Origin of the sequence: Flavobacterium sp. JLP (genome assembly GCF_015350755.1) — a bacterium.
Classification (GTDB): Bacteria; Bacteroidota; Bacteroidia; order Flavobacteriales; family Flavobacteriaceae; genus Flavobacterium.
The window spans coordinates 475,843-501,774 of the sequence record NZ_JADKPS010000001.1; the positions used below are offsets into that span (position 1 = coordinate 475,843).

At 33.4% G+C, this 25,932-nt stretch carries 21 protein-coding genes; 7 read left to right on the top strand and 14 right to left on the bottom strand.

Annotated elements, in window-relative coordinates; translation table 11 throughout:
- The first annotated feature begins 37 nt into the window (after nt 1-37).
- Nucleotides 38-1,018: an SMP-30/gluconolactonase/LRE family protein gene (locus IRZ83_RS02175; protein WP_194566519.1), complete on the top strand. Its 981-nt coding sequence runs from the start codon at nt 38-40 to the stop codon at nt 1,016-1,018.
- A 104-nt stretch (nt 1,019-1,122) separates the two neighbouring features.
- On the opposite strand, the gene galA is transcribed toward IRZ83_RS02175, so the two are convergent.
- A complete protein-coding gene (gene galA / locus IRZ83_RS02180) occupies nt 1,123-3,942 on the bottom strand; it encodes a beta-galactosidase GalA (protein WP_194566520.1) in 2,820 nt (939 codons plus the stop codon).
- Between the two features lie 224 nt (nt 3,943-4,166).
- On the opposite strand from galA, the gene IRZ83_RS02185 reads away from it, so the two are divergent.
- The 3 genes from IRZ83_RS02185 to IRZ83_RS02195 are packed head-to-tail and all read left to right on the top strand — an operon-like array spanning nt 4,167 to nt 5,992.
- Complete coding sequence (locus IRZ83_RS02185; protein ID WP_029269737.1) at nt 4,167-4,550, top strand: hypothetical protein; 384 nt, start codon at nt 4,167-4,169, stop codon at nt 4,548-4,550.
- Nucleotides 4,551-4,568: 18 nt separating this feature from the next.
- A complete protein-coding gene (locus tag IRZ83_RS02190) occupies nt 4,569-5,435 on the top strand; it encodes a chromate resistance protein ChrB domain-containing protein (protein WP_194566522.1) in 867 nt (288 codons plus the stop codon).
- 56 nt (nt 5,436-5,491) lie between these two features.
- Nucleotides 5,492-5,992 carry a hypothetical protein gene (locus IRZ83_RS02195; RefSeq protein WP_194566524.1) on the top strand — a complete coding sequence of 167 codons (501 nt, stop codon included), beginning with the start codon at nt 5,492-5,494 and terminating at the stop codon, nt 5,990-5,992.
- 170 nt (nt 5,993-6,162) lie between these two features.
- On the opposite strand, the gene IRZ83_RS02200 is transcribed toward IRZ83_RS02195, so the two are convergent.
- Both IRZ83_RS02200 and IRZ83_RS02205 read right to left on the bottom strand, forming a co-directional pair.
- Complete coding sequence (locus IRZ83_RS02200) at nt 6,163-6,636, bottom strand: hypothetical protein (RefSeq protein ID WP_194566526.1); 474 nt, start codon at nt 6,634-6,636, stop codon at nt 6,163-6,165.
- Between the two features lie 233 nt (nt 6,637-6,869).
- Nucleotides 6,870-7,364: a TlpA family protein disulfide reductase gene (locus IRZ83_RS02205; protein ID WP_194566528.1), complete on the bottom strand. Its 495-nt coding sequence runs from the start codon at nt 7,362-7,364 to the stop codon at nt 6,870-6,872.
- 155 nt (nt 7,365-7,519) lie between these two features.
- Here IRZ83_RS02205 and IRZ83_RS02210 point away from each other — a divergent pair, with 155 nt between their 5' ends.
- Together IRZ83_RS02210 and IRZ83_RS02215 are read left to right on the top strand one after the other, a co-directional pair.
- On the top strand, nt 7,520-7,822 hold the full coding sequence (locus IRZ83_RS02210) for an ArsR/SmtB family transcription factor (protein ID WP_029269725.1): 303 nt from the start codon (nt 7,520-7,522) through the stop codon (nt 7,820-7,822).
- A 6-nt stretch (nt 7,823-7,828) separates the two neighbouring features.
- Nucleotides 7,829-8,935: an NADH:flavin oxidoreductase gene (locus IRZ83_RS02215; RefSeq protein ID WP_029269723.1), complete on the top strand. Its 1,107-nt coding sequence runs from the start codon at nt 7,829-7,831 to the stop codon at nt 8,933-8,935.
- A gap of 230 nt (nt 8,936-9,165) precedes the next feature.
- Here the strand turns inward: IRZ83_RS02215 and IRZ83_RS02220 are convergent, their stop codons facing one another.
- The 6 genes from IRZ83_RS02220 to IRZ83_RS02245 all read right to left on the bottom strand — a co-directional run bounded on the left by IRZ83_RS02220 (nt 9,166) and on the right by IRZ83_RS02245 (nt 18,898).
- Complete coding sequence (locus IRZ83_RS02220) at nt 9,166-10,305, bottom strand: acyltransferase family protein (RefSeq protein WP_194566530.1); 1,140 nt, start codon at nt 10,303-10,305, stop codon at nt 9,166-9,168.
- A gap of 70 nt (nt 10,306-10,375) precedes the next feature.
- Nucleotides 10,376-11,023, bottom strand: coding sequence for a DUF1349 domain-containing protein (locus IRZ83_RS02225; RefSeq protein WP_194566532.1), 648 nt, complete (start codon nt 11,021-11,023; stop codon nt 10,376-10,378).
- Between the two features lie 148 nt (nt 11,024-11,171).
- Nucleotides 11,172-13,388: a glycoside hydrolase family 3 C-terminal domain-containing protein gene (locus IRZ83_RS02230; protein WP_194566534.1), complete on the bottom strand. Its 2,217-nt coding sequence runs from the start codon at nt 13,386-13,388 to the stop codon at nt 11,172-11,174.
- 206 nt (nt 13,389-13,594) lie between these two features.
- Nucleotides 13,595-15,238, bottom strand: a complete 1,644-nt coding sequence (locus tag IRZ83_RS02235) for a DUF6377 domain-containing protein (RefSeq protein ID WP_228520650.1) — start codon at nt 15,236-15,238, stop codon at nt 13,595-13,597.
- 239 nt (nt 15,239-15,477) lie between these two features.
- Nucleotides 15,478-17,742, bottom strand: coding sequence for an acyl-CoA dehydrogenase (locus IRZ83_RS02240; RefSeq protein WP_194566536.1), 2,265 nt, complete (start codon nt 17,740-17,742; stop codon nt 15,478-15,480).
- A gap of 238 nt (nt 17,743-17,980) precedes the next feature.
- Nucleotides 17,981-18,898 carry an EamA family transporter gene (locus tag IRZ83_RS02245; protein WP_194566538.1) on the bottom strand — a complete coding sequence of 306 codons (918 nt, stop codon included), beginning with the start codon at nt 18,896-18,898 and terminating at the stop codon, nt 17,981-17,983.
- A gap of 99 nt (nt 18,899-18,997) precedes the next feature.
- Between IRZ83_RS02245 and IRZ83_RS02250 the strand changes: the two genes are divergently transcribed.
- Entirely contained in the window at nt 18,998-20,416 is a 1,419-nt protein-coding gene (locus IRZ83_RS02250; protein ID WP_194566540.1) for a PLP-dependent aminotransferase family protein, read from the top strand.
- 63 nt (nt 20,417-20,479) lie between these two features.
- On the opposite strand, the gene IRZ83_RS02255 is transcribed toward IRZ83_RS02250, so the two are convergent.
- The 5 genes from IRZ83_RS02255 to IRZ83_RS02275 form a co-directional block, all read right to left on the bottom strand.
- Nucleotides 20,480-21,427: a bestrophin family protein gene (locus IRZ83_RS02255; protein WP_029269710.1), complete on the bottom strand. Its 948-nt coding sequence runs from the start codon at nt 21,425-21,427 to the stop codon at nt 20,480-20,482.
- 45 nt (nt 21,428-21,472) lie between these two features.
- Nucleotides 21,473-22,195 carry a hypothetical protein gene (locus tag IRZ83_RS02260; protein WP_194566542.1) on the bottom strand — a complete coding sequence of 241 codons (723 nt, stop codon included), beginning with the start codon at nt 22,193-22,195 and terminating at the stop codon, nt 21,473-21,475.
- Between the two features lie 77 nt (nt 22,196-22,272).
- Complete coding sequence (locus tag IRZ83_RS02265; protein WP_194566544.1) at nt 22,273-23,676, bottom strand: sensor histidine kinase; 1,404 nt, start codon at nt 23,674-23,676, stop codon at nt 22,273-22,275.
- A gap of 1 nt (nt 23,677) precedes the next feature.
- Nucleotides 23,678-24,352, bottom strand: a complete 675-nt coding sequence (locus IRZ83_RS02270; protein ID WP_029269704.1) for a response regulator transcription factor — start codon at nt 24,350-24,352, stop codon at nt 23,678-23,680.
- 155 nt (nt 24,353-24,507) lie between these two features.
- On the bottom strand, nt 24,508-25,779 hold the full coding sequence (locus IRZ83_RS02275; protein ID WP_194566546.1) for a BamA/TamA family outer membrane protein: 1,272 nt from the start codon (nt 25,777-25,779) through the stop codon (nt 24,508-24,510).
- Nucleotides 25,780-25,932 lie beyond the last annotated feature (153 nt).

Genomic DNA, 25,932 nt, shown 5'->3' on the forward strand with positions numbered 1-25,932 from the left:
CATTGTCAATAAGGACAAATAATTTAAAATTATAAAAATGAAAAATACTATTTTAATTACTGCGTTTTCAATCCTCTTCATGGCTTGCGACACCGAAAAAAAATCCGGAACAACGCCCGCTTCACTTCAAAGCAATTATACTATAACTGATATTGGACTTTATCCCGAGGGAATTGATTACGATTCTAAAAATGAAAAATTTGTATTTAGTTCAATGTATAAAGGAGCTGTTTATGTAATGAGTACAAAAGGCGTAACTGCTGTTTTTGCAACAAGCCCTAAATTAGTTTTACCAACAGGAGTTTATACCGACGAAGCCAGAAACCGATTAATCGTAGCGAATGCTGATTTAGGGATTTCTCAAAAAAGTACTCCCAACAGCGCCGGAACAATTGCAACGGTGAGTATTTTTAATCTTAGTTCTGGTGCCTTAATCAAAGAAATTGAGCTAAAAAATTTCACCCCAAGTGCCGGATCTTGCCCAAATGACATTGCTGTCGATAATACAGGAAATATTTATATTACCGACTCGTTTTCTCCAAATATTTATAAAATTGACGGTAATTATACGGCATCTTTATTTGCTACAAACAACTTGTTTCAGCCCGCAGCCAATCAATTTGGCTTAAATGGAATTGTTTTTCATCCAGATGGTTATTTGCTTGCTGTAAAAACAGATGATGCAAAATTATTCAAAATATTGCTTTCAAATCCTGCTGTTATTACAGAAGTTAAAGGAATAGCGTTTAGTGCTCCTGATGGTATTGAATTAGATAAGAACAATAATCTAGTTGTTGTAGAAAATGGTTTAGGTTTGGGCAAAACTTATACTTTTTCTAGTAAAGACAATTGGGCAAGTGCTTCAAAAATAAGTGAAACCGCTATTGGAAAAGATGAATTTCCAACCACTGCTGCATTAGCTTCAGATGGAAATATTTATGTAATCCATTCTAAATTAGGGAAATTATTGGCTGGAGATAAAACGCAGTCAAGTTATACTATTCAAAAGATAGATTAAAGTTTTTTGTTTCAAGTTTCAAGTTTCAGGTTTCAGGTTTCAGGTTTCAGGTTATTTTATGTAAAAACTAACTTGAAAACTGAAACCTGAAACCGTTTTTTAAACTAGTTTCTTAAACTTGCTGAGCGTAATCCTTTCGCTGTAGCAGACAAAACAGCTTCATTCGCAGTTTCATCTTTTTGAATAATGATCTGTGCATAACCATTAAAAAGTTTTCTTTTCCAAAGTTCTGCTGGCGTTATTATTTGAATAATTCCGGGATCAGTATTCATAACATCCCAATCTTTAATTTTTTGCAAAGGCGTTGCGGCAATGTAAATACTGTTTTTTCCTTCTTTTAAAACATTCGAATTAAGCATATATTTTTGAGAATCTTCTGCACTTGGTTCCACTTTTTTTCCGTTTACAAAAACCGTTGCGTTTACTCCTATTTTTTTATAAAAGAAACTCACAACATTTGTAGCTGCATTATTTTTTAAATCAAATTCTCCAAGATACACATACGCTGGAGCTTGATTTTTATAATCTCTGTCTTTAAAAGCTATCTTCCATTCGTTTTCTGAATACGATGGCAGTTGTTGTGGCAAATCGGCGGAAGCCAGTTTTTGTTCTTCCAAGTTCGTTATCGGAACAAGCAAAAGTTCATCTATAAACTGATCCTTTTCTAAAGAAGTCGGATCGCCATTCCCAACGCCTAAAATTTTCCCGCCTTCAATAGAAAAATTAATTTCATTGTTTGAAGTTGGTACATGTAGACCCTTTTTATCTGTCACTTCAACCGTTACAACCATAACTTTTGAATTTGGAACATTTTCTTTATCTAAAGTAAGCTTTAGATTTTCTGCATTGCCAGTAGTTTTCTGAATGTCTGAAAGTATTTTTTTGCCGTTTTTATAACCAATTGCTTCTAAAGTTCCCGGCGCGTACTTTACCTTCCATTCCAAATGTCCGTTTTGCTCCATTTTCTTCTTTCCACAGCTTTTCTTATTCAGAAATAATTCAACTTCATCGCAGTTAGAATGTACCCAAACATCGATTTCTTTGCCTTCCATCCCACTCCAATTCCAATGTGGCATAACATGAACAACGGGCGAATTTCCCCACCAAGATTTTAGATAAAAAACATTGTCTTTCGGAAAACCGCAGACATCCATCATTCCAAAATACGACGTTACCGATGGCCATCCATAAGGCGTTGGTTCACCGCGGTAATCAAAACCTGTCCAAAAAAATACGCCAGCCAAATAAGGTCGCTCGGCATAAAACTTCCATCCTTCCTCAATACTGTAAAAAGTCGGGCGTGGTTTTTTATCATAAGCACTTTGATAATGTTTTGCATCATCTGTAAAATATACACCTCGAGTAGCGAACGTAGATCCTTCCTCTGTTCCCATTCCGGGCTGGTTTTTAAACTGATTTCTGTGCGCGTCGATATCGCCGTTTCCGAGATAATTATAGCCCATAATTTCTACTACAGATGAAATACCGCTTTTAAATCCGCTGCTTATTCCAACCGTTACAGGCCGCGTCGAATCAATGCCTTTCGTAAATCCCTGCATCACTTCGGTAATGTGTACGCCCACAATATTGCCTTCAATATTCCATTCTTCATTTCCAACCGACCAGCAAAAAACACTTGGATGGTTTCGGTCACGTTCTATCATTCGTTTTAAGTCATTCAAATGATAATCATTAATTCCCATCAACCGCGTTTCATCAATCACCAGCATTCCTAATTCATCACAAGCTTTCAGCAATTCTGGCGTTGGCGGATGATGTGAACAGCGATAGGCATTGGAACCCATCTCTTTGAGTTTTTTGATTCTAAAATACTGCAATTCATCCGGCAGTGCAGTTCCAATTCCGGCATGATCCTGATGATTGTTTGTTCCTTTTAATTTTAAAGGTTTTCCGTTCAAGAAAAAACCTTTTTCAGCATCAAAACGAATCGCTCTGATTCCGAAAGGCGTTTCATAACTGTCTACTATTTTTCCGTTTTGCTTAATTTGAGTACTTAATCTGTATAAAATTGGCGATTCAATATCCCATAATAACGCATTATTTACAGTTAATTTTGAAATGTAATTTGCTATTTTATAAAAATCTGGCACCACCACATTTTCAGAAACTGCAGCAACTGATTTACCCGAAGAATCAAAAACAGTCTGAACAATTTCAATACTGCCTTTATAATTTCCTTTATTCTCAATGTTAACTTCGGCAGTAATTGCTGCAGTAGTATTTTTGATTTCTGAGGTTACGTAAGTTCCATTTGAAATAACATGAATTGGATTTGTTTTCTGCAGGTAAACATGCCTATAAATACCTGCTCCTTCATAAAACCATCCTTCTTCCATTGAGGCATCGGCGCGCACCACGAGTGTATTTTCTCCTCCGTAATTTACATATGCTGTAACGTCATATTCAAATCCGTTATAACCGCTTTCTTCTGTTCCGAGGAAATATCCGTTGAAAAACACTTTCGAATTTCTGAAAATGCCATCAAATTTTATCGAAATAATTCGGCCGTTATCACTTTCCGGGATGGTTATTTTTTTTCGATACCAGCCAATGCTTTTTTCTGGATAATTTTTTCCAGCCATTTTAAATCCGTGGCTATAACTTGCCTTTTCACTAAAAGGCTGTTCTACGGCCCAATCGTGCGGTAAATCTAATTTTCTCCAAGCGCGGTCATCAAAGTCTTTGGCCGCGGGACCATCACCAAATCCTGTTTTTGTCAAGTAAGAAAAATAGCCTGTTGCGTGTCCATAATCTTTCTCGGTATCATACAAATGTCCGAACGAAAAACGCCAATCTTTGTCGATTAAAATCAAATCCCTTTCTGATTTGTTTTGTGCAAATGCGAAACAGGTCATTAAAAAAACAATACACAGAATTAGTCTTTTTGGCGAAATAATTTTCATAAAAACACGGTTAGCTAAAATTTAAAAATACAAAGAGCGATAAAATTAAGCTTTAAAAACGGTTTTAATTAATAGTATTTTATCAAAATAGGGCTGATTTGACATAAAATAAATGAGATAAAAATGCGTTTCAAAATTTAGAATCATTCTATGGCCTATACATTATTAAATGATTCGCATTTGATGTAATTTTAACAAGAAATTGAACCAAACTTAGTATTACGATGACTGTTATTAAAGATGAGAATTCGCTGTTAGACGCCATTAAGCGAATTGATGAGAAAATTGATAAACTTAACGATCAAAAAATAATCGCTTTTTTTGAATCTCTTGGATTAACTGAAAGAGAAGATGTACCAAAAGATTTCCTTAGCTGGGAAACGATTCTTGTTGTGGTACCAAATCGCCATATTTCGCATGAATTAAAGTATTTTAAATATTCAATCGCAAGACTTTCTTTTGTTACGAACCCAAATGCGCAGGAAATACATATTTTTGATTTTAATGTATGGAAAGCTGTTACCCGAAACAAAACACAATTTCAGATCAGAGAAATGCTGAAAACTAGTTTTGGCGGTGTTCGCAATATAATTGAAGGTATGAATTAATTTTTAAGTCTTCTAAAAATGAAATGGATTACCCGCGAAAGGCCAAAAATTGATAGAATTGCATGCCCGTGGCTGATCAAAAAATTCGTTGATGCTGATGCTGAATTTATTTATGTTCCATTTAGTGAAGTTCTGAATAAGGCAAAAGAATTAAACGCTATTCCGTTTGATATTCCGAATGTCGAATTCACACATTATAATGAAGAATGTACTTTTGATTACATTGTTAAAAAGTATCAAATTAAAGATCCTGCCGTTTTAATTATAGCAAAAATTGTTCGTGGTGCCGACACAGACCAACATGAAATTGCAAAGGAATCTGCTGGGCTTTGGGCGATTTCTGCTGGGCTTTCGCACAATATCACAAATGATTCGGAATTATTACAAAATGGAATGATACTTTATGATGCACTCTATACGTGGGCAACGCATTTGTACAAACAAAATCATTTACAAAACAGTCCTTTTGAAAGCCTCCTTCATGAAGTTTATAAAAAGTTTTTAATCGAAAAGAAATCAGCTCAAAAAACACCTTCGTGGGTAAAAGATTTAAAAGAAATAATTCAAGACCAAATTGATACACAGTTTGCTTTTGATCTCAAGAAAATCTCAAATGATTTAGAATTAAATCCATCTTATTTATCAAGAGAATTTTCAAAATATTTTGAAGATTTAAATTTTGGAGAATATGTTCGAAAATTACGAATCGAAAAAGCCATAAATCTTATTCAGAATTCTACTTATACACTTACTGAAATAGCTTACATGACTGGGTTTTCAGACCAAAGTCATTTTACCAGGATTTTTAAACTCCATACTGGCAACAATCCTTCTTCATATAGAAAAAATGCACTGAAAAGTAATTCAGATACAAAAAGTAAATAGTGTTCTATTTATAGTTTTATATTCCTGATAGTTTTGTTTTACTAACAAAAACTATTATGAATTCATTAAAACACATTTTCTTAATTGCATTATTTTCTTTTTGCACTGGTGCTTTTTCTCAAACGGTTTATCCTAAAATAACAGGCCATTTCGGGATCATGCATCCTCTTGTAACGATTAGTAATGAACAAACGAATGTAAATTTCAGAGATTACTACGCTGTAGGTTTCCCTACTGGAATTAACATCTGGAAAAATCAAAAAATTGGCTTTTCATTCGAAGTAGTTCCCAATATAAAAGCACAAGGCGGAAGTGATAAAGTAACAAATTTATTGTTTCATCCGGGCGTATTGGTTGCTTTAGGAAACGGTTACACTTTTGCAGGAAGAGCCGCTTTTGAAAGCAGTGGAAGATACGGAGTAACTCCTGTATTAAACAAAACTGTAATAAAAAGCGATAATTGCAGTTATTTTGTTGCAGTGCCACTTCCGGTTCGATTTGGCAATGATCATCCAGCTACATTTACAGTTGGTTTTCAATTCGGAATCGCTTTTTAAAATCAAAATTAGCCTCCCTAAATATCATAATTTCAAGACTTTAAACAGGAATTACTATTTAAATTTTTAAATTTTAATTCCAAGATTCTGGTTGTTGGATTTTTATATCAGAATCGTTAATCTTTTCAATTGGGATTTGCAATTTTCAAATTTAGAATTTCATTTTTAACTTATTTCTTAATTTCAAAAATCTTAACGAACTTTTGCTCTAATTTTTTTCCTTTTCTTTCCTCTTTCCATCTTGAATAGAAAATCACAATAAGCAAAAACAAACTGACAATGGTAGATGCGCGCCTAAGTCCCTTGCCAAAAAAGAGGAAAAATATATTAATGGCAATTAAAAAAACGACAGGAGAGAATCTTGTCCAAATCAATTGAAATTTACTGTTTGGTTCAACAATGTAATTTACTTTAAGTATATCGTTTACATTCTTGTAATTCCCTCTTAAAATAAAATAAGTTGGTGATGTTGGTGAATTTATGGTTAATCTAAAACTCTTATCATCAAAAAGTCCATAAAAAGGTTTTGTTCCTCCAAATCTTGGAAATATTCTGAACAGATTTAATTTTACCCTTAGAGAACCAATTTCTGTATTATCTTTTAATCTTGTTCGAAATTCCGACAAACTAAGTTTTGATTCCATTTAAATTCAAATTTAAAATCTCTATTCCTTATTCAAAAAATATTGAAATAAGTGAATTTATTTTTATTGATAAAATAACAGCGAAATACAAGCAATCCTAATTTCAGAAATCCTGTTAAACCTTCAAAAATGACACAGGATTTCTTTATAATCGTTATAGTAAGCAAATAAAAATGGCACCAGAAAGACTAGAATGATTAGTACAGATATTATATACTGTTTCAATTATATTTCTATTGCGCCGCCAGCACACTCTTAACCATTTCATTCAAAGCATTTCCGTGAATATTTTTGGCTAAAATAATTCCGTTTTTATCAATTAAAAAATTTAGCGGAACTGATTGAAGCATATAATCTGTCGCTGCAGGAGATTTCCAATATTTTAAATCGCTTACTTGAATCCAAGGAGATTTTGTTTTTGCTAAAGCACCAAGCCATAATGGCTTTTTAGTATCCATTGAAACGCTGTATATAGATAATTTTCCAGGATAAGCATTATACAATTTTAATAATTCTGGCTGTTCTTTAATACAGGGTCCGCACCAAGATGCCCAAAAATCAATAAGTACTAAATCACCTCGTAAAGAAGTAAGTGCAACGTTATTTCCTTTTATATCCGGAAGATCAATTTCTGGAGCAATATCTCCTACTTCAAGTCCTACAACTTGGGCTTTTGAAGAAGTTATAACAAAGCATACAAATGCTAAAATGAGTAAAGTTTTTTTCATAATTGATTAAGTTTATTTGTTTGGGACTTTTTAATCTGTAAGCAAATATAAATTTTCTTTATTAAATCTTTCAAAATTCAGCTCCTCCATCTTAAAATTATCCTAAATATTTTTTACTTAATTGATATATCGGGAAAAGTCGATATATTTGCAGCATGGAACATATAGAAATTTTTAAGGCACTGTCTAACAAATCCAGATTACAAATGCTGGAATGGCTGAAAGAACCCGAAATAAACTTCCCTGATCAATTGCAGCATGCTGGATTTGAACATGGCGTTTGTGTTGGGCAAATTCAAGCAAAAGCTGGCCTGACACAATCGACAGTTTCAGAATATTTGTCGATTTTACAGCGTGCCGGATTTATCGAAGCAAAGCGCGTTGGACAATGGACCTACTATAAACGCAACGAAGGTGCCTTTGAAGCACTCAGTAAATTAATTCAAACTAATTTGTAAATTACTATGAGTACAAACAACCTGTTTTCTCCATTTAACTTAAAAACGTTAAATCTTAAAAACCGAATCGTAATGGCGCCAATGACGCGCTCATTTTCTCCAAACGGAGTTCCAACTGATGCAGTAGCTTCTTACTACCAAAAAAGAGCTGAAGGTGAAGTTGGATTAATATTATCTGAAGGAACTGTAATTGACAGGCCATCTTCCTCTAACGATGCCAATGTACCACATTTTTATGGCGAAGCGGCTTTAAACGGCTGGAAAAAAGTAATTGATGAAGTTCATGCAGCCGGAGGTTCAATGGGACCACAGATTTGGCATATGGGAATTATGGATAATCATCATTCTGGATGGGTTCCTCCTGTTCCATTTGAAGGTCCGTCTGGATTAAATAGACCTGATTTCAGAAATGGAGTTTCTATGACTGAAAAAGATATTGAAGATACTATCCTTGCTTTTGGAAAAGCTGCTGCCGATGCCAAAAGATTAGGTTTTGATACTATCGAAATTCACGGTGCACACGGTTATTTAATCGATCAGTTTTTTAGAGCCGAAACGAATCTACGTGAAGATATTTACGGTGGAAAAACATTGCCGGAACGTAACCGTTTTGCTATTGAAGTAGTAAAAGAAATTAGAAAACAAGTTGGGAATGATTTTGCTGTTATCATGCGTTTTTCTCAATTTAAACCTTCTGATTACAATTATAAATTGGCTAAAAACCCACAAGAATTAGAAGCTTGGCTTACACCGCTTGTTGATGCTGGTGTTGATATTTTACACTGTTCACAACGTCGTTTCTGGGAACCAGAATTCGAAGAATCTGACTTGAACTTTGCAGGATGGGCTAAAAAAGTTACTGGAGCACCAACAATTACTGTTGGTTCTGTTGGACTTTCTGGTGATTTCTTTGGTGCTTTTGCAGGAGAAAGTTCACAGCCAACTTCTTTAGAAGAATTAAACAGACGTTTCGACAGAGGTGATTTTGATTTAGTTGCTGTTGGAAGACCATTATTATCTGATCCAAATTGGGTTGCAAAAATCAAAGCTGGAAAAACAGATCAACTGAAAGGTTTCAGTAAAGAAGCTTTAGGAGAATTGGTTTTAGAATAAGTTTTTTTAAGGTGCAAAGTAACAAAGGAAGCAAAGGTGCAAAGTTTTCACTTTGAACTTTTTTTATTTTGGCTTCTCCTAAAATATAAAAGGGATGAAAATTTTAAGGTTTCATCCCTTTTTGAATTTCTATAACTAACAAAATAGAAATTCATTTTCATAAAGGTTTAGCTTTACAATCCGACGAGGCTTCGGGATGAAATCGAAGATTTTGCTTTGCTCCTTTGAATCTATGAACCTCTATTACTTTTTTGAAATTTACTTTGAAGCCAGTTTCTAACTGGTTCATCGTATAATTTTAAACATAAATAAGCGATTACAATGCTTGAAATTAAAACTCCGACTCCCACAAGACAACCTTCATTTAAGGTAATTTTATTGTCAACGACCCAAGCAGTAAACCAGTAAATTAAGGGATAATGTGTAATGTAAATTGGGTACGAAATATCGCCCAACACTTTGCAGATTTTAATCGAAAACGGATTATTAATTGCTCCTCCTGCTCCTATAGAAACAATTAAAGGGAAAACTAAAATAATACAAATTGATTCGTATAAGCCGTTCATCCATAAACTGTTTTCGTCTCCAATTCTTGGTATAATAAGCACTGCAGCAATAAGCAAACTGCAAATCCAGAAAGCACCTTTTATGTGAATTAATTTTCCTAAACGAGAAAGCAAAATTCCCGCAAAAAACGGATACAGTAATCGAGTAAAGCCAACATTCATCTGCTCAAAATTTAAAGACCAGCCACCAATTACATCACCTTTGGGTCCAAAAACAGTATAATTAATGAGTAACCCAGCAAATAACAATATAAAAATTCCCAACACTTTATTTGAGAATTTACGAAAGAACAAAGCATATAAAATATTGGCAATATATTCGAAGAAAAGTGACCAAGCCGGTCCGTCAAGCGGATGCATTTCGCCCCAGCCTCTAATTTCAATCGAGGGAGGAATAGGAAGCAAAGTAAAACCAACAATCATGGTTAGAATCAGTTTCCAAATGGGCATTCCGGCAATCTGCGGAAATAAAATATCTGAGGCCTGAAAATAGTAGAATATGGCGCCAATTATCATTCCCATAATGACCATAGGCTGTAATCGAATTAAACGTCGCTTGTAGAATTCCAATTGCGTCATTCTACCCCAGCGATCATCATAAGCGTAGGCGACAACAAATCCAGATAAAAGAAAAAAGAAATCAACAGCCAGATAACCGTGATTAATGATTTGTACAAAACGGTTTCCGCCTGCAAAAGCTTCAAAAATATGAAAAGCAACAACTAAAATAGCGGCAACTCCACGCAATCCGTCTAGGATTTCGTAATGTTTTTTAGGTTTTATATCTGTAGAAATAGAATTCATAAAATGGTTAATTATTAATTGTTAATGGTACGTTTGCAATTAATAATTGATAATTTACAATTAACAATTATTACTGGTGATTCTTCAGCCATTCCAATCTCCTCTGATCTGGCAAATGTTTTACTGTAAAATTTTCGAACTTAGCCTCAAATCCTTTTCCGTCTGGCGAAGCTGCCATTAGACCAACCATTACTGGCGTATTATCTTGCAATGGCGCATTTCTCGTCAAGATGTAATTTTTATCATCGTATGAAAAGAAAACTTCAACAGCATCTAATCTTCTGACAACTTTTATCCATACAAATGGAGGTGCTTTTTCTAGAGTTGTTACGCTCCAATCGCTTTTATCGTGCGTAACAACGGTACTGATATTGAATTTACCATCAACAAATTCAACTCCAGTTTTGATGTAGTTTTTTTCATCAACTCGGATCATTAATCCCATTTGGTCAAAACGGGCAATGTAATTTCCAGTTAGTTTTACTTTGGCTTCAAATTCACCTCCATAATTAGCATAGTAAAAAGGTGCATCGTCAACAGTAAATCCGTAATGCGAAATTCTCCAGTAATCGCTATTTGCTGTTACGTTCATTATTAATGCATTGTTTTTAATTTCCCATTTTTCAGGTTCATTAAACCATTGCATTTTATTTAAAGTCTGCGCTGAAAGGTTCTGAAACAATACAAAACCAATCGTTAATAATAATATTTGTTTCATTTATAATTTGATTATTTATTTTAAAAAAAAGCAAAACTTCTAACGTTTCACATTTATCATTTTTACATCTAACTTTTTAAGACAAAAGCAAAGCCGCAACTTTTTACAATTGCGGCTTTACAACCAACCAATTTAGAAAATAATGAAATTATTGAAGTGAAAAATTCACTTTAGATTTTATATCTGTTGATGATGCTCCAATAATAGCTTCAAAAACTCCCGGTTCAGCAACCCAGTCGTGTTTTTTATCATCGAAGAAACTCAATGCCGTTTTATCAATTGTAAATGTCACTGTTTTTTCTTCTCCCGCTTGAAGCGAAATTTTATCAAATCCTTTTAATTCTTTAATCGGACGAACCAAAGAAGATTTTAAATCACTGATATAAAGCTGTACAACTTCTGAACCTTCACGGTTTCCTGTGTTTTTTACTTTTACAGAAAATGTAATTTGATCTCCAGCAGCCATTTGTTTTTTATCTGCCGTAACTTTTCCGTATTCGAAAGTAGTGTAGCTTAAACCGTGTCCGAAAGAAAATAATGGTTTTGCTTTTTGTTTGTCTGCCCAACGGTATCCTACAAAAATACTTTCTTTATATGTAACTTCTTCTCCACCAGGAAACTCTCCTAAAGCATGCGCTCCGTTATCAGACAATTTTACAGGAAAAGTAAACGTTAATTTTCCAGACGGATTTACATCTCCAACCAAAACAGCGGCCAAAGCATTTCCAGCTTCAGTACCTAAAAACCAGCCTTGAACAATTCCTGGAACTTCTTTCACCCACGGCATTGCCACAGCATTTCCTGAAATATTTACAAAAACAACATTTTTATTTACCTTAACTAAATCTGTAATTAATTTATCTTGATTGTACGGAAGTCCTAATTCTTTACGATCATGTCCTTCATCATCTTGGTTTTCACTTTTGTTTAAACCTCCAATAAACAAAACAATATCAGCATCTTTAGCTGCTTTCAAAGCTTCTGCTGTTAATTCAGCTTGTGTACGTTTTTCTTCTAAACTTACTTTTGCAATAACACCATTATAATTGCTTGTCGGATCTCCAACATAACCTCGAGCATAAACGATTTCAGCCTGATTTCCGATTCTCTTTTTCAGACCTTCAAGCGGTGTAATTTCATATCTTGCTTTCAATGAAGAACTTCCTCCACCAACAGTCATCATTTTAATGGCATTCTCTCCAATAACCGCAATTTTCTTAGTTTTAGAAAGATTAATTGGTAAAATATTATTGCTGTTTTGAAGCAATACAATTCCTTCTTCAGCAATTTTTAAACCAGCATCAGCATGTTCTTTAGTTCCGAAAGATCCGAAAGGACGATTTTTATTCATCGTTGTTAGAAAAGACAAACGCAGAATTCGACGTACTTTTTCATCTAATTCTTTAGTTCCTATTTCTCCTTTTCTGATCATTTCAGAATATGGTTTTGCCAGATAATAGTTGTCATATGCATTACTTGTTCCCCAAGAAAGTCCGTTAGTCCAGGAACCAAATTCCATATCTAAACCATTATGAATAGCTTGTTTTGTATCATGAACTCCACCCCAATCTGAGATTACAACTCCTTTAAAACCCCATTCTCCGCGAAGAATATCATTCAGCAAAAACTCATTGTGGCAACATTGCTGTCCTTTAAATTTATTATAAGATCCCATGATTGCCCAGGCGTCTCCTTCTTGAACAGCTGCTTTAAAAGCTGGAAGATAGATTTCGTATAATGCACGATCGTCGACAATTACGTTTACCGTATTACGGTTTGTTTCTTGATTGTTTAATGCAAAATGTTTTACGCATGCAGCAACTCCATTTGATTGTACTCCTTTAATATAAGGAACCACCATTTTTGAAGTCAAGAACGGATCTTCTCCCATATATTCGAAGTTACGACCGTTTAATGGCGTTCTGTAAATATTTACTCCTGGCCCTAATAATACATTTTTGTTACGGTAACGTGCTTCTTCTCCAATTGATTTTCCATATAAGGAAGCTAAGTCTTTGTTCCAAGTTGCAGCAAGTGCTGTAAGAGCCGGAAATGCAATACAAGAATCGTTTGTCCAGCCAGCCTGATCCCATTCGTCCCATTTAACCTCAGTACGAATTCCGTGTGGTCCATCGGTCATCCAGTTTTCTGGAATTCCTAAACGCTGTACACCTGGCGAACTAAATTTAGACTGCGCATGAATAATGGCAATTTTCTCAGCAGTGGTCATTTTAGAAAGTGCATCTTCTACACGTTCATTAATTGGCTTTTTATCATCAAGATAAACCGGAACTTTATTCTGTGCATTTACACCGAACGAGCTCAACAAAAGTAAAACAACAATTGTTTTAACGTTTTTAAACATAACTATTAATTTATTAAAGCATTTATTTATAATGAAGGGACTTGAAGTCAAAAGTACCTTATAATAATATTGTAAAGCTAAAACGTTATAGTTCGTATTGGAATTTTAAACCAAAAAAAGTAGTAAAATAAAAAATCAATTTACTGAATATCAATTAATTAATAAAAAATAAACAGCAAAAAAAGTAGTAGTTTTAAAATAAATAATTAGACTTTCAAGGAAATTAAGCCTATTCTCATGACCATTTCTTCAAAATCATTTCTCGAAACAGCTGCTTTATTTCTTGCTCTGGTACGATAATTATAAATCGTGCTTAAAGAGTAGCGAAGAAAGGCTGCAATTTTTACACTGTCTGTAATTCCGAGTCGGATTAAAGCGAAGATGCGAAGCTCGGTATTGAGCAGTTCTCCTTGTTTCAAAACAATTTGTTCTTCATTTATAAGCAGCGCGTTAAAATCTTTTACAAATGTTGGATACAGATTCAAGAAAATAATATCGAAGTTCTTGTACAATTCTTCTAATTCGTTATCAACTAAGGTTGTAGATTTTAAAATTTTATAAATTTCGTCAAATTGTTTGGCTGTTGCTTTTTTATTTAAAATAATGCGGTAATTCTCCAGCTTATTAATGTAGGTAGAACATAAATTGAAAAAGTGCGCAATATATTCTTCCTTAATATGATTCGATTCTGAAAGCTGGGCATTACGTTCCTGCAACTGATTATTTGTTTCAGTAATATCTTGGTTTAATTCAGCTAATTTTTGACTTGTAATAAAAAGTTCTCCACGAATTTTTGAGACTTTTTTCATTTGCTTGTACACATAAATCACGGCTACAATCAAGAATACGGAAAGAATACTGATGAAAAGCAAATACAATTGCAGCTGCATTTTTCGTTTTGCTTCTCTTTCTAAATAAGCAGTGTTTATAATCGAATAAACTTCAGACATTTGAAGTGTACGAAACTGAACATTACAAAAAAGAGCATCAGCAATTGCAGATTGTGTCAATTTGTAGGCCATATCTACATCGCCCGTTTCAAAATATGCCAAAGCCAATTCCTGCAAAGAAGCATTGTCTTTGATGGCATGTTTAATATCTGAAATAGCCGAAAGTGCGTAGTATTTTTTTCTTAATGCTGATTGATGCTTTGTTTCATAAATACTTCCTAACAAATAGCCAATCATGGCATATTGCGTGTTATCCTGATCTGCTGTTTGTAACAACTGCATCAATTTTTTTTGAGCAATGCCAAACCTTTTATACGAAATATGTCTTTGAATCAGATTAATTTTATACTTGAGCGTTTTCGGATCTAATATTTCTAATAAGGAATCTCTGTATTTCCTGATTTGCTGAATGTAAATTTCATCATAACTATTTGCCACATAATGCTCATAAAATTCTCTGTAAGCTTCGTAGTATTGAGGAAGCAATGTTTTTGACAATTCTTTTTTATTAATTCCTTTTAAAAGAGCTTCAGATTCTCTGTATTTTCCTGAAGAAGAATAAAGTGTTGCCAATTGAAGTTCGGCTTGGTCTTTTAAATCTTTATTTTGAAGTTCACCCGAAAGTTTCAAATTCTTTTTTACGTAAAAAATAGCCGAATCAGAATTAAACTTTTGATATTCTGTATATAACGTTTTATTATAATTGTACTCCTGCTCTTTCGTCAAATCATCAGATTTGATTTTCTTGAAGTTTAAAATGCGCTCTTCTTTTAGCTGCACATACCTCTCCTTATTTCTCAAGGCATCATTCAATTTTGATAAAATAGTATCTGTACTATCCAATGCATAAACAGGAAAGCAAAACAAAATAATTGTTAGAAACAGAAAATATTTTTTCAAGCTGATGGGTAATAAATGAGACTTACAAATATAGTAAAGTGATTACATAAAAAGGAATTATTTATAAGATGATATTTTCATCTAAAACAGTTTAAACTCCATTTCAAAACATGTCTACTTGTAGCAGTGACATAAAATTATTTATTTCAAAAATACAGAGGGATAAAAAAAATAATTCCAAGTTTGTTCTTCAATTTGAAGAATAACTTGGAATTAGTAGATTTCTAAATTTTTAAAGTTTAAATATTTACCGCAATTGGCGCTGCTAAACAACTTTCCGGAATATCAAAAGCATTTACTAATGCAACTGCATCTGGACGAATGTCCCAACACAATTGGTTAACTATTTTACGAACTGCTTTTGTTTTTACAGCCTCCATATAACCGTCTTCAAGATACCAGGCTTTATTTTTTTCTATCTGCGAAAGTGCATATAATTGATATAATTTGATCAAGATTTCTTTTGATTTTTCATCTTCAACGGTTTTCATGACTTCTTGAAATTGCTCTAAAACAATTCTTTCCAAATATGCCTGCGCCACATCAATCATTTGATGCTGTACAACATTAAAAGCATCATAAGGTTCTAAGCCTCCATCAACTAATTTTTTGATACGTCTGGCTGCTGATGCCAATATTGTTTTTTCTCTATGTATAAAAGCCTGCAAATGAAATTCGCTATCAAGCAAATGTTCATCATCTGTTCTTCTGGTAGCAATCGGATTTTTCTCTGCTATGGCTGTTTTTGCATTTTCATAAACATAATTTATGATTCCAAGCGATCCCATTTCGCCAAAAGATTTTCTGAATTCTGATAGGCGATTTTTAGCTACTAATTGCATCAAAACTGTGTTGTCACCTTCAAAAGTGGTATAAATTTCGGTATCATTTTTTAGCGCGTCGATTCTATTTTCAGATAAATACCCTTTACCACCGCATGCTTCACGGCATTCTTGCAAAATATCTCGTGTACTCCAAGTCGAATATGATTTCATTCCGGCTGCTAACGCTTCGATTTCCTGCATTTCTGCTTCGGTTTTATTCAAGAATCGTTTTGTAAGGTATTGCAAAGCAAAATGTACTGCATATGTTTTCGCTAAATGTGGCAATAGACGGCGCTGGTGCATTCTGTAATTTAAAATCGGAACTTCTGATCCGCCTTCTGGCCCAAATTGTCGTCTTTGATCGCTATAACGAATTGCGATTGTTAAACCAGATTTAGCTGCTGCCAAAGCCGAACGCGGAATACCAATTCTTCCTCCAACCAAAGTTCCCAGCATCGTAAAAAAGCGACGGTTATCACTCGGGATTGGACTTTCAAATTCTCCTTTATCATTTACAGAAGCAAATCTGTCCAGCATATTTTCTTTCGGAATTACAACCTGATCAAAACTAATTGTTCCGTTATCAACGCCATTTAGTCCCATTTTATGACCGCAATCACCAATTGTAACTCCCTTCAAAGTATTTCCACTTGTATCGCGCAAAGGAACCACAAAAGCATTTACGCCGTAATCGTGATTATCAATTATAAGTTTAGCAAAAACAGTAGCCATTTGTCCGTGAACTGCAGCGTTGCCAATATATTCTTTTTGTGCTTTTTTGTGTGGCGTATGAATCGTAAATGTTTGATCCTTATGATTGTAAGTAGCTGTTGTTTCAAGACCTTTTACGTTTGAGCCATGATGCGTTTCAGTCATAGCAAAACAGCCTGGAATTTTTAGAGATCCAATATCTTTTAAATATTTTGCATAATGTTTTTCGGTTCCAAGCGATTGAACACTCATTCCCCATAATCCAAACTGAACGCCAAATTTTATCACTAAACTTAAATCGTGATAACTCAAGGTTTCCATAATAGCAAAATAATCGGCTATGTTTTCTCCTCCGCCATATCGCTTTGGATATGCCATATTTCCAAGATTTTCTTCTGCCAATATTTTACACCAATCGTAAACGGTTTGGCGGTAAACATTTACATCTGTCGAAGTTTCGTAAGCAAATTCAGGTCTCGAAATAACTGATTTTACTTTTTTAATTATTGAAGCTTGCTCACCATCCAAAAGTGATGTTATTTTTTGAATATCAAAATTGCTGTTGGTTTGGGAACTTGCAGTGAAAGAAGCTGCTTTAGTCTTAAAGTTCTGAATTGCTTCTTCTCCTAAAAATCCCAAATCGTTCTCTAGTTTTGTAAAATCAGATTTTAAAGCATTTATATCTAAATCTTTATCTGACAATGCAACTGCAATATCAAAAATAGATTTTATAGAAGATTTGTCTTCGATGTGCGACTCAATATCGAGTTTCCATTGTGCGAGTTCATTTCGCGAAGGCGGATTTGAAATGTCAACTTTAGAAAGAAGCTGTTGTTTTTCTTCTGGCGAAAGCCAAGTTAAAGCATTTATAAATTCTTGAATTGTAGCAAATTCTTTTTGAGTTAAAAGATCGTCAGACCATACTAAATAGAATAAAGGAAGAAAGGCTTGGAGTTTTGTATTTTTCATAAAATTTTCGAATCGGTTTTGTAATAGGTTTTTGTTGCGACTGATTTCATATATTAAAAAAATTTTTGAGGTAATTAAACCAAAAAAAACTTTAAAATTAGTAATCTGTTACATTATTTTTACCACACTTTACTGCATAAAAAAAACAGAAATGAAAAATACTCATTCCTGTTTTAAAACCCTGTTAAGATTCTTGTAATTTTATTTTTAAACCAATAAAAAGTATGCAAATTACATTTTAAACCGAATCTTTAGACGACAGGATATATTTTTGTTTTAAAGCAAAAAGATGATGCGAGTTAAAAACCAAAACAGCTATAAAAATGATACCGTAAGCACTTATCTGCAAAGCTGATATTTTTTCGTGGTAAACAAAATTTGCTAATCCAAAAGCGATCATTGGGTTGATGTTTAGCAGCATTCCTACAGTTGATGAATTAATTCCAGAAAGCGCATATAAATTTAGGAATAAAGGAAATATTGTAAACAAAATCGCTATTGTTTCGATACAAAAATAGAACTTGAATTCAGTCGGAACCGGTCCGCTGTATGCTGGATAGAATGGCAGTAATACCAAAGCCGCTAAAGTAATATGAAATGTAAGCACAATGAATTTATCAAAACCTTTGTTCACACGCTGACTAACCAAATAACAAGCGTAAGTAAATCCGATAATGATGCTGAAAAACATATCCATAATATCAGCATATGACAGCAATAAACAGCCCGAAATACTCAATCCGACAGAAATCCATTGTGTTTTGCTTAATTTTTCATGCAAAATAAAATAAGCCAGCAAAGTGGTTAAAATTGGGCAGACCAAATACGCCAAAGAAGTCGCTTTTACGCTGACATGATTCATAACATATATAAAAGTGAACCAATTAGACATTAAAAAAACGCTTCCGCCTATGTTTAGCAAAATTGCCTTTTTCTTTTCAGAAGCTGATAAAGATTTGAAGATGGAAATAGTATCCTGAAGCGTTTTTCTTTTAAATAAAAAACAAATCAAAAGCATTAAAATACTGCAGCTAAATACTCGGAAGAACAAAATATCCAGCGATGCATAGTCGTGAATAGGTCTTAAAACCAAACTGAAAAATCCCCAAATGGTGTATGCGGTAATTGCTGCTATGTAGTATTTTGTTGTTTTCACAGGAGTTATTTTTATTATTTCTGATAAAGCAAATTTCACAAAAATAAAACAGCAATACAGATACAGTTTTTGTAAATTGCACCATAACAGTTTTTTTTTATGAAAAATTCAAATTACTTGTATTTGCAATTTGCAGATCGCATCGAAAAACAAATAAAATCAGGTGTACTAAATGTTGGCGACAAACTGCCTTCTATACGTGAAGTCTGCGCTGAAACGGGCTATAGTATGAGTACAGTAAGCAAAGCCTATTATGAAATTGAAAGCCGATCATTGATAGAATCAAGACCACAATCTGGCTATTATGTGAGCAATACTTCGGCTAGAATTATTACGGAACCTTCGGCAAGCAAACCTATTTTAAGCGTTCAAAACATCGACAGACAAGACTTAATTGATCAGGTTTACGGCAATATGACAGATAAAAATATTACGATGCTTTCTTTAGGTTTTCCATCAAATGAATTGCTGCCAATTGCTAAATTAAACAAAGGAATGCTTCAGGCCATGCGTCAGCTTACAAACAGCGGTACGAGTTACGAGCAAGTACAAGGAAATCAGAATTTAAGAAGAGAAATTGCAAGATGGTCTTTTACGTGGGGAGGCTCACTGACCGAGGAAGACATTATTACAATGCCAGGCTGTACAAGCGCTATATCACATTGCTTAATGACGTTGACCAAACCTGGAGATACTATTATTACAGAGAGTCCTGCTTATTTTGGCATTTTGCAATTGGCTAAATCTTTGGGTTTATATATTATGGAATTGCCGACAAATATGACAACTGGAATTGAATTAGATGCGTTAAAAAAAGCGCTTTCTTCTAAAAAAGTTAAGCTCTGTTTATTGATGAGCAACTTCAGCAATCCGTCTGGAAGCATGATGCCAACAGAACATAAAAAAGAAGTAGTTCGATTGATGGAATTTTACAATATTCCGCTAATCGAAGATGATATTCACGGCGATTTGTATTTTGGCTCTAGCCGACCATCTAATTGTAAAACTTTTGATGAAAGCGGTATTGTACTTTGCTGCAGTTCTGTTTCTAAAACATTGGCACCAGGTTATCGCGTGGGCTGGGTTTCTCCGGGGAAATTCAAAAAAGATATTCTGCGAAATAAAATTTATCACACGCTCTCCTCGCCTACTATTACGCATGAAGTTGTGGGCGATTTTCTTAAAAACGGAAGATATGAAAATCATCTTCGCAAAATTCGCCAGATTTTAAATCACAACTGCAACAATTACATTAATACCGTTTTAGAATCTTTTCCGGCGGGAACTAAGGTGAGTCAGCCTCAAGGCGGTTTTTTTCTTTGGGTCGAATTAGATAAAAATGTAGATACCGGAGCTTTTTATCATTTGGCCATGAAACAAAAAATCAGCATTGCGCCGGGAAGAATTTTCTCTCTGCAAAATCAATTTTCGAATTGCATGCGATTGAGTTTTGGTTTGCCTTGGACAAATGAATTGCGTCAATCGATACAAACTCTCGGAAAACTGCTCGATTCGTAAAACTAAAAAACCAGACAACATAATTGCTGTCTGGTTTCCAACTAATCTAATTCCAACATTTAATTATAAAACAAAGTAGGCATCTGCTGGCGCTTTTTTGGTTTCAGGTTTAAGGTCAAATTCCTTAATAATATCAAATTCACTTTGATATTCATTAAGCATTTGCATTAAGTTCTTTTCGATTGTATTCGAAATCGCAGTAACAGGCGTGTCTGTTGGTCTGTTCTCGAAAGGATCTTGTAAATGGATTGCCATTTTTTCAATTAAGAAAAATGTTCCTCCAATAATTGTAATCAACGGAATTGCAAACCAGCTCAACAAACTGATTAATCCGAAAGGCAATAAAAGAATAAACAAACACAATGTCATTCTGATATACATGCTGTAAGTTGTTGGAAAAATGGTATTTTTAATACGCTCACATTTCCCCATTGCGTCACATAATCGTGTTATGGTTTTATCTATTTCTACTTGCTGATAGGTATTTAAACGTTTGTCTTTTCTGGCAATTCTCAAATCTCTAGAATGAAGCAATAAGATCGCATTCGGTACATTCTGATGATTTTTTACAAAGTTTAATTCTTCTTCACTTATAAATTCTTTGATTGGTTTTATGGCATCTTTATTTCGTAAAGCCTGCCCTAAACTGTAACACCATGCAATTTGTCGTTTTGTAAAATTCTCTTTGAATTCATTTGCTTCTACAGAAAATTCAGGGTCTTTATAAAAAGTCAGCATTTGTCTTACCAAAGTTCTGGACTCATTTACGATTGATCCCCAAATAATTCTGGCTTCCCACCATCTATCATAAGCCTGATTCGATTTAAAAGCCAATAACAGCGAAATAATGGTACCAACCATTGTTGGAATTGCTATCGGAATATCAACTGAAATATTAATAAAATAGTGATGAAAAATTTCAAACAAAATTGTATAAGTCATTACCAGACCTAATTCTACTTTAATTTTCCCGAGAACGTACTTCATTGGAATTCTTTTCTTTAATAACATATTTTCGGTTTTAAATTAAACTTGCGTTTTTTGAAGAAATTTGGATTAAGCCAATTCTTCATAAAGTGAAAGAACCGGAAGTCCGAGTCTTTCGTTTGTATTTTCTTTTTTAGTTTTATTGAATTTTATTTTTTCTCCTTTACGAGTTTCAACTAACAAATCGATGTCGTATTTCGAAATTGCTTCAGATAAATAAGGCGCAAAATTTTCGTAATTATCATCAAAATTTGATGTTTGGCTTACAATTTCAAAAGAGAAATTTTCAGTTACAAACTGCTGCACAACTTTAACATGCATATTTGCATTGGCGTTTTCAATATAAAGTGCTTTATTAAATCCATCTTTCGATTCTTCTGATCCTAAATGCAAAATCGGGCATTTTTGATTTCCGGCTAACTGAATTAAATATTGATGAATTCGTTTTGTTTCTTGTTTATAAGAATTAGTCAGAATAACTAATTTTACAGAGAAATGCTCGATAATACGTTTAAAAATTGGCGATGAAAGTCCGTATTGATTATGAACTTTTAATTTGCAATTCGGAATACGATCAACAATATATCTGCACGTTTCTAAAATTTCTTCTTGACTTGCAGTAAGTCCCGTTTTCATTTCGCGCAAAAAATAAGATGACGAATACGAATCTGGAGTTTCAGCGCTTATCATTAAAATGATTTCGCAATCTGAATCTTTCGCTTGGTTAACAGCCGATTTTACGGCAGAAATTGTATCGTCTTTTAATGTGGTTGGTATAAGGAAACTTTTCATAAGTATAATCGTTTAGTTTATACATACAAAATAACTCCCTGTAAATTAGAAGGGTCTTAATCTAAAATTAGAATTTTCTAAGATTCAACATTAGAATTTTTAATGTTGGGATTTTTGATTTTTGACTTCTTGAAAATAATAGTTACAATAGTCCCTTTATTTTGCTCTGACTGTACTTGTATCTCACCGTCGTGCATGCGGATAATTTTGGATGCCAACGGCAAACCTAAACCGTAACCAATATATTTAGTGGCAATTTTTCCTCTAAAGAAAGGTTCATACAGATGCGGAATATCTTCTGGCGGAATTCCAATTCCGATATCATTAATAGAAATTTTAATCACTTCCTGATTTGCTGAAAGTGTTACAAAAACTTCGTTATTATCCGAATATTTTACTCCGTTTGTCACAATATTGTTAATTGCTAACTCTAAAAGAGGCTTGTTGCACGGAATTAAAAGCAAATTAGAATCTTTTGGAACAAAATTAAACTTCATGCTCACGCGATTGTCTGGATAAATTTTATCAAGATCTGATTTTACATCCATCAAAAGCTCATCTATACGTGCTATATCTAAAACTTGCTTTTTGCCGTCGTAACCTGTTTGAGTCAGTTTTAATAGACTTTCTGTTAAGTTTCCTAATCTAGAAGCCTGACTGTAAATATTTTGCAATGACTCAATATATTCTGAAACTTCTCGCTCTTTAAGCAACATAATTTCAGACTCGGCAATAATAGTTGTAATTGGCGTTTTTAATTCGTGAGAAGCATTATTAATAAAATTCGCCTGAATTTCAAATGAAGTTTCTAATCGGTCGAGCATATCATTAAACGTTTCCGTAAGATCTGAAATTTCATCTGAGTTTTTAACTTCCGGCAATCTGTTGTGGAGATTTGAAGCACTGATTCGGTTTACTTCTTTGGTAATTCTAGCAACAGGATTTATAACACGTTTCGCTAAAAAACGTCCTAAAAAGAAAGCGAGAAGAATAAATCCGATACCGCCAAAAAATAATATTTTTACAATATAAATCGTTGTGGTTTTTCCTCTTCGGTCACGTGCGGCAACAATTACAATATATTTCTGATTGTTTTCTGTAAAAACCTGTCCTAAATAATATTTGCTGTTAACCTCAAAATAATCTTTGCCTGTAGTTAAAATATTAGTATAAAACTGATTTGGCAAATTAAGAGCAGTATTATAATCAAAACTATTGGCACTGTTTATTTTAAGAACAAATTCTTCCTCTTCTATAAGTTCTTCGAGCCCGTTCTTTTTAAGATTTTTATAGTATTTTATTTTTTCAGGATCTTTTTGAAAATGAATCGAAGCTACAATTTTAGCTCTGTCTTCTAATCTTTTTAAGAAATGATAACGGTTATTTTCTCTAAATAAAACGAAAACAATAATACACAATAATAATGTACTAAAGGTAGACAACGCTACATAAGTAAAAGTAATTTTTTTTCTTATATCCATTTTATGGCTGTATAACATAACCTAAACCCTTCATGGTATGAATAAGTTTGGAATTAAAAGGCTTATCTATTTTTTTTCTCAAGTAATTGATATACACATCAACAACGTTAGTATTCATATCAAAATTAATGTCCCAGACATTATCTAAAATTTGATCGCGCGATACTATTCTGCCTGTATTTTTGGCCAAATAATACAATAATTTAAATTCTTTCGCAGTCAAGACAATTGATTCTCCGTTTCTTTTTACGGTTTTAGCTTTTCCATTAATCTCTAAATCTGCAATTACGATAGTATCTACTTTTTCAGTTTCCTGATTTGCTCTTCTGTTCAAGGCATTTACTCTTGCATCGAGTTCTCCAAATTTAAAAGGCTTCACTAAATAATCATCAGCACCAGCGTTTAATCCGGTTACAATATTTTCTGAAGTTCCTAAAGCGGTCAAAAGTAAAATTGGGACAAAATTTTTGCTGGCACGCAATCTTCTGCAAATTTCGATTCCGTTGATATCGGGCAGCATAACATCTAAGACTACAACATCAAAATTGTAATTGTGAATCATTTCGAGAGCTGTTTTGCCATCGAGAGCCACGCTGACTTCGTTATTGTTTTCGGCAAATCCTTTACGCAGAATGGATAAAAGATTTGGTTCGTCTTCGACTATTAATAATTTCATCTAAATATTTCTATTAGTAACAAAAATAAGAATTGAGTTTAAAAATCTAAATGGCAATAGTTGTAAATTATGATTTAATTATGAACAGTTGAACATATAAACCAATAAAAAAAATGAGCTTTTAGTATTTCGAAATGCTTTTAGAATATTTTTTATTAGAAAGTTTCGCCGGCATTCAAATAAAAACCTTTTGAATTATTGCCCCAAGCGTAGTCTACAATTAGATTCGTTCGGGTTGCTTTATCGATTAAAATTCGTAATCCTGCACCAAATGAAGGCTGAATATATTGAAAAAGATGGATATTTGTATCTGGATTATTTGCGGTTACAAAATTGGTAAAAACCGTACCGCTAAACATTTGATTACAGGTAATTGGAAAGCGAAATTCAGTTGAAAGATAAACTAAATTCGTTCCTCTAAACAATCCCTGTGTATACCCTTCGGCGCTTCGGCTTCGCTGGTCCCAGCCATTTGCGGGCAGGTTTAAATACGGAACTTTTCCTCTGGTTACAAATTGTCCATAGGTCCAAAGTGCCAAAATATAGCCTTTCTTTTTTGCCGAAAGCGGAATAAAATTTCGATATTCTGTATATAAAACATTACTGTATTCCTGATTTTTAAACAATACGGGATTAAATCTATAATTAATATTGGCAAACCAGCCGTGTGTAGCATTAATTTGATTGTCTCGTGAATCGTATACCAAATTAAGACTTACGCCCGTTAAAAAATATTCTAAATTATTGAATCCATATTTTTGACTGTAATCATAATGATACGTAGATATTCCATTTGCAATATCTAATTCTTTATCTTTTATAGAAGTATACCAGTCGATATTTACACCACCTCCGACATAAAAATTAGGTTTTACCTCAAAAGAAGCCGTTTGGTGAAACTTAAAATAATTATAATCCATTGGCTGAGCAAGCGAATCAATACTAAAATTTGGTTCCTGATCGCGTCGAGGCGGAATAATATTAGTTCCTAAACCGTAATTGGGCTGTGAAAATATATAGATTCTATAATCTCCGTTTAGAAATATCTTATTGTTTTTTAGAAGAATACTGTTTTTAATATTGACCAGCCACTGTTTTTTTGTTGTATAAGTTATGCCCACATTGGCAATTGAATATTTAGCTGCTTTTTGTTTTCCTTTAAAAGTATATTGTGCTACACCACCAAAAACAAATCCGGTCGCCGGCTGAGAACCGATCACTGGAATAACTAAAAAAAAGCTGTTTTTTACAGGTTTAATTACATGAACAGAATCTTTTTTTGTAAAAAGTTCGAAGAATGTTTTTGGTGGACAAATTTCGGAACCGCCTGATTCAATTTGAGCAATCAAACTGAATTGAATAAAGAAGAACAATCCTAAAAGGCTGTATTTATTCTGAAAACAATTATTTTTTAAAATTTTTATCATCTAAGAATTTTAATTTTCTGAAATAACATCAATTGCTATGTAAATATAACGCTTATTTTCAACACTTTATAAAACTAAAATTATATATAGACTTACTACCTCTAAAAAACAAGTTCTATATTTAGAATAAATTATTCTTCAAATTACTATTGA